Genomic DNA, 3,639 nt, shown 5'->3' with positions numbered 1-3,639 from the left:
CCATGGCCTCGTCCTCCTCAGTGTGTAGGCGTGGCATCTTGCTGCCAAGCACCGAAATGCTGCGCCTCTTCTTGCGCCAGCTCGCGCATGAGCACCTCGGTGGCGGGGTCGCGCACGCGGCGGGCGTGGTCGGCAGCATCTTGATACAGCACCACGGCCGCTTGTTCGAGCTGGCGGTTGAGGGCCGGGAAATCGGCCACACCACGACCCAGCCGCGCGGGCGGCAGTGCGCCGGCGCACGGGGCCACGCCCAGCTCGATGAGGCGCTGCATCAGCCGCTGTGCATGGGCCAGCTCCTCCATCGCCTCGGCCTGCAGCCGCTCGGCCCAGTCGGGATAGCCGCTCATGCGGGCCAGCGTGGCCTGCGCCAAATACTGCTGCACCGCCGCAAACTCGTGCTGCAGGGCGCGGGTGAGCCAACCCAGGGTGCGTGCGTCGGCGGTCATGGGGCGCTCCTGGGTGCGTGTGCTCAGCTACGGGTGGACGTGATCTCGGCGTCGCGCCCACCGCCGGTGGCATCGGGCCGCGTCGGCAGGATGCCCTCGACTTCACTGTGCACGCGCGCGATGATGTGCGCTGCCACCAGCCCGTCGCCCACGCGCTCGCACGCATCTGCACCGGCACGCACCGCGGCGTTGACCGCGCCCGTCTCGCCGCGCACCAGTACCGTCACATAACCGCCACCGACGAACTGGCGGCCAATCAGCCGCACCTCCGCCGCCTTGGTCATCGCGTCGGCCGCCTCGATCGCGGGCACCAGCCCGCGCGTCTCGATCATGCCCAGGGCAATGCCCGTCATCGTTGCCATCACGTTACTCCTCGTGGTTGGGGATGGGCGCTGGTCGCTCCCACGACGTCAGCGCCGTCGCACCGCATCAAACGCTCGGCGCGGTGGGCAGGATGCCCTCGACTTCGCTGTGCACGCGCGCGATGATGTGCGCTGCCACCAGCCCGTCGCCCACGCGCTCGCACGCGTCCGCACCGGCACGCACCGCGGCGTTGACCGCGCCCGTCTCGCCGCGCACCAGCACCGTCACATAACCGCCACCGACGAACTGGCGGCCAATCAGCCGCACCTCCGCCGCCTTGGTCATCGCGTCGGCCGCCTCGATCGCGGGCACCAGCCCGCGCGTCTCGATCATGCCCAGGGCGATTCCTGTCGTGTTTGCCATGTCTACTCTCCTCGTGGTCACCATTGCGTTGAAACACCTGAGCCGATCGGCTCACCCCTTGCCCGCAGCAGGCCCCGTGCCTGCTGCGCATTGCTCTTGCGTCTGTGACGACGCAGCATCCTCATCGTCCCACCCATCCAAAATGCCGCAGATCGTCAGATCGGTGATGCAGGTCGGATCTGGCATCGCCAACCGGGCCGCGCTGCCGGTGGTGGCGAACACCCAGCGGCCGATCGGCGCGCCCACGGCGTCTGTCGCCACCGACACCACGCCTTGCGCGCTGCGCACCACACGCAGCGACGCCGAACCCAACCCCGGCACGCGCCGGGTACACACCAACTCGTCGATCACGCGCACGATGTCCATCGGTGTCACCCTTCGGGATTCCAGCGGTCGATGATCCCGACGATGGTCAGGTCGGACGGAAAATCCTTGGCCCCGGCCGCCTCGCGGGCGGCCGACGAGCCGACACAAATCACCCAGTCCCCCGGCACGCAGCCGACCGCATCCACCGCCACGCTGCGCGGCCCGCCGGGCTTGTCCTGTACCACCAGCAGCGGCCGGTGGCCGAAAGCCTCGATGCGGTTGGTGGAGACCAGGGTTTTTTCCACTCGCATGATCTTCATCGCGTCGCCTCCGTCTCAGTGCCCGTGCAGCGACAGGCCGCCGGGCTCGTCCACCAAGGCCACCGTCTCGGTGCCATGGCGGTCGCTGACGGCGACACGGCAATGCAGCAGGCCGCGGGCATCCCACTGGGGATAGCGCGCCCGCACGGCCGCCGCCACCCGTTGCCCGCGCTCTATGGCGCGCTGGCGCGCTCCCGGCACACGCGAGGAATAAGTAAAGTGCACCAGCACCGGCAAGGCCAGCCCCCGACGCAGGTTGAGGGCGGTAAAAATCTTCACCCCCACGTCCAGATCGGCTGCTCCCTCCTCCACCGTGTCCAGGTGCGCGTGGTAGTACTGGTTACGCAACTGCAGCGGCGGCAGAGCATCCCCGACACAAACGAAGGCTTCGTCGTGCCCGATGACGGCGTAGCGCCCTTCGTGGTGCTGGATGACGTATTCGATCTGCGACATGTTGGCTTGCAACCACAGCAGCGCCAGCCGTGCCAAGCCATCGTGCCCGGGCACCCGCGTCAACACGCCGCCCAGGTCGCGCGCATGGGCATCCACCGCCGCGGCCAAGTGGCGCTGGGCAGTCGGGGCATCCAGACCCAGGGTTTCGCGGTAGAGCGCGGCCGCGTCCAAGAACCGGTCTGCATGCAGTCGACCCTGCGCATCGGGCAGGTGAATGCGCAGCGCGTCTAGGTCGGTGTCCACGCCCAACAACATCACCAGCGGGGCGGCCCCCACGCCATACAGGTTGTCAACGGCCGCGCGCAGCGCATGCAGCCGATCGATGGCCGCCGTCACCGCCCGCTCATCGTGGCTGCCGTGCGCGGCGCACCCCTCGTGGCGGGGATGCGACGAGCTGAAGTGATAGACCGCCACCTTCAGATAGTCCAACGCCTGCGCGGCGGGCAGCAGGCCACATAGGCGCTCCAGCTCGCGCTGGGTCCACTCGGCCACGTCCAATTCGACGTCGAACAGGGCACCGGCGTAGGCTTTGACGCTGACCATGTCGGCCGGTGCGGTGCGCAGCACGAACGGCAACAGCCCCTGCAACCGCCCATCGGCACACGGGCTCACGTCCAGCGTATGCACCCCACACGCCTGCAGCGCCTCGGCTTGCACGGGCAGCCGCCGCATCCACGGTGCGCGGTCTTGCGCGGCCAGGCGCACGCAGCGCTCGATGGTGGCAAACATCGCGTGCGCGTGCAGCGCGGCCATGTCGACCCCCGCCACCCAAGCGTTTTCCAGCGCAGCCAGGGGCCACTCGATGTCTAGGCGCTGCCGCGCCAGGGCCTGTGCCTGCTCGACGAAATCGCGGTCGTGCTGGCGTGCCGAGAGCGTACGCAGCACGTCCTCGATGGCCTCGAAGCGCCCACGCACAGTCTGCTCATAGTCGTGCAGCAGCACGTTGAGCGTGCGGTCCACCAGCGGATGCTCGCAACGCTGACCGGGGCCCGGCACGCACACCGGGCTCACCGGTTGCGCAGTCGCGCGCGGCAACACCGCACCCGCTGCCTGCAGCCCCTGTCTCGGCGCAGGCGCGTGCGCACGCGCACTGCGTTGCAGAGCGAGTTGGCGTTTGCGCGTGTCCATGGCCGTCGATCCTTGTGCCGGCGGACTCAGCCGCGTGCCCCACCGGAGACGGTCACCACCGCACCGCGCGGCGTGTTGCCACTGGAGCCCGTGATGGGGCTCAGCGGCACTTCGTCATGGGCGACGGCCTTGAAATGCCGGGCATGCGCGCCCATCGGGCGCGGCATGCCGCGCTGCGTCGGGTTGCGCACGGCAGCCGACGTGCCTTCGGTGCCGGTCACACGGCGCTCACTGCCCCACGCATCGCCCGTGATGCGCAG

At 69.5% G+C, this 3,639-nt stretch carries 7 protein-coding genes; all 7 read right to left on the bottom strand.

Annotation, left to right across the window (positions count from 1 at the left end):
• Positions 1-17: 17 nt before the first annotated feature.
• Positions 18-446, bottom strand: a complete 429-nt coding sequence (locus tag Q0716_RS04795) for a ferritin-like domain-containing protein (protein ID WP_299020253.1) — start codon at positions 444-446, stop codon at positions 18-20.
• Positions 447-469: 23 nt separating this feature from the next.
• Entirely contained in the window at positions 470-808 is a 339-nt protein-coding gene (locus tag Q0716_RS04790; RefSeq protein ID WP_299020251.1) for a BMC domain-containing protein, read from the bottom strand.
• A gap of 67 nt (positions 809-875) precedes the next feature.
• Positions 876-1,172, bottom strand: coding sequence for a BMC domain-containing protein (locus tag Q0716_RS04785; RefSeq protein ID WP_299020249.1), 297 nt, complete (start codon positions 1,170-1,172; stop codon positions 876-878).
• A gap of 51 nt (positions 1,173-1,223) precedes the next feature.
• Positions 1,224-1,538 (bottom strand): carboxysome peptide B, encoded by a 315-nt coding sequence (locus Q0716_RS04780; protein ID WP_299020248.1) that lies wholly within the window; start codon positions 1,536-1,538, stop codon positions 1,224-1,226.
• A gap of 5 nt (positions 1,539-1,543) precedes the next feature.
• Complete coding sequence (locus Q0716_RS04775; RefSeq protein WP_299020246.1) at positions 1,544-1,798, bottom strand: carboxysome peptide A; 255 nt, start codon at positions 1,796-1,798, stop codon at positions 1,544-1,546.
• 15 nt (positions 1,799-1,813) lie between these two features.
• Positions 1,814-3,379, bottom strand: a complete 1,566-nt coding sequence (locus tag Q0716_RS04770; protein ID WP_299020244.1) for a carboxysome shell carbonic anhydrase — start codon at positions 3,377-3,379, stop codon at positions 1,814-1,816.
• Positions 3,380-3,405: 26 nt separating this feature from the next.
• On the bottom strand, positions 3,406-3,639 hold a 234-nt coding region (locus tag Q0716_RS04765; protein WP_299020242.1), incomplete at its 5' end, for a hypothetical protein.

The organism is uncultured Tepidimonas sp. (assembly GCF_938045175.1).
Taxonomy (GTDB): domain Bacteria; phylum Pseudomonadota; class Gammaproteobacteria; order Burkholderiales; family Burkholderiaceae_C; genus Tepidimonas.
Note: the sequence above shows the minus strand (reverse complement) of the source record. Positions and strands in the feature narration are given on the sequence as shown.

Bases quoted from the DNA above. Each gene is read 5' to 3' on its own strand.
- Q0716_RS04795 (WP_299020253.1), bottom strand. From the start codon at position 446: ATGACCGCCGACGCACGCACCCTGGGTTGGCTCACCCGCGCCCTGCAG.
- Q0716_RS04790 (WP_299020251.1), bottom strand. From the start codon at position 808: ATGGCAACGATGACGGGCATTGCCCTGGGCATGATCGAGACGCGCGGG.
- Q0716_RS04785 (WP_299020249.1), bottom strand. From the start codon at position 1,172: ATGGCAAACACGACAGGAATCGCCCTGGGCATGATCGAGACGCGCGGG.
- Q0716_RS04780 (WP_299020248.1), bottom strand. From the start codon at position 1,538: ATGGACATCGTGCGCGTGATCGACGAGTTGGTGTGTACCCGGCGCGTG.
- Q0716_RS04775 (WP_299020246.1), bottom strand. From the start codon at position 1,798: ATGAAGATCATGCGAGTGGAAAAAACCCTGGTCTCCACCAACCGCATC.
- Q0716_RS04770 (WP_299020244.1), bottom strand. From the start codon at position 3,379: ATGGACACGCGCAAACGCCAACTCGCTCTGCAACGCAGTGCGCGTGCG.